The sequence below is a fragment of the Rhizobacter sp. P1_G5 genome (assembly GCF_056405435.1).
The window spans coordinates 1-576 of the sequence record NZ_JBFUCB010001199.1 but is presented as its reverse complement, the minus strand read 5'-3'; the positions used below and the strand labels follow the sequence as shown (position 1 = coordinate 576).

Annotated in this window: 2 protein-coding genes; both read right to left on the bottom strand. The window is 71.3% G+C overall.

Features of this window, described 5'->3' with window-relative positions; all coding sequences use genetic code 11:
• A partial coding sequence (locus AC1D12_RS34955) for a cation transporter (protein WP_477845624.1) occupies positions 1 to 197 on the bottom strand: 197 nt, incomplete at its 3' end.
• Positions 198 to 272: 75 nt separating this feature from the next.
• A partial coding sequence (locus AC1D12_RS34950) for a hypothetical protein (RefSeq protein WP_477845623.1) occupies positions 273 to 576 on the bottom strand: 304 nt, incomplete at its 5' end.

Below are 576 nucleotides of genomic sequence, written 5' to 3'. Positions count from 1 at the left end.
AGCGTGGTGCGCGCCGGATCCCACGCGACGCTCGCGGCGTGCGTCGCGGCATTCACGCAGCACGCGGCAGCGCCGTCGACCGCGCGCACCGCCTGCTCGATCAGCCCGGCGCAGGCGCCGCATTGCAGGCCGGCGAGCTGCAGGCCGGCGCGTTGCGTGGACGGAGTCGCCGCAGGAGAGGTGGATGCAAGGCTCACCGGCGGCAGTTTCCTGCCTTCGGCGCGGCGGCGACTTGATCCGGATCAACCCCGCGACAACGGCCGCGAAGCGCCTCAGACGCCCCAGGACATCCACATCGCGAGYGTGCGCCGTTCGAGGTACGAGAACGGAATGCTCGGGCGCCTGAACCCGTCCACGGTGTCGTGGTTGGCCTGCTTCAACGCGGTGCCGAACTCGACGCCTTTCGAGAGCCGGTGGCGGTACGCCAGGTCGATCACGCCGCGCCCGGGCGAGGGCACCTGGCTGGCGGCCAGCGTGGGGCGCGCCCTCAGCCCGGCTTCGAACGAACGGCGGTCGTCGATCTGGTACGTCACCCGGGCCTTGAACGCGTTGCGCGGTTGCGTGCCGAAGTAGTTC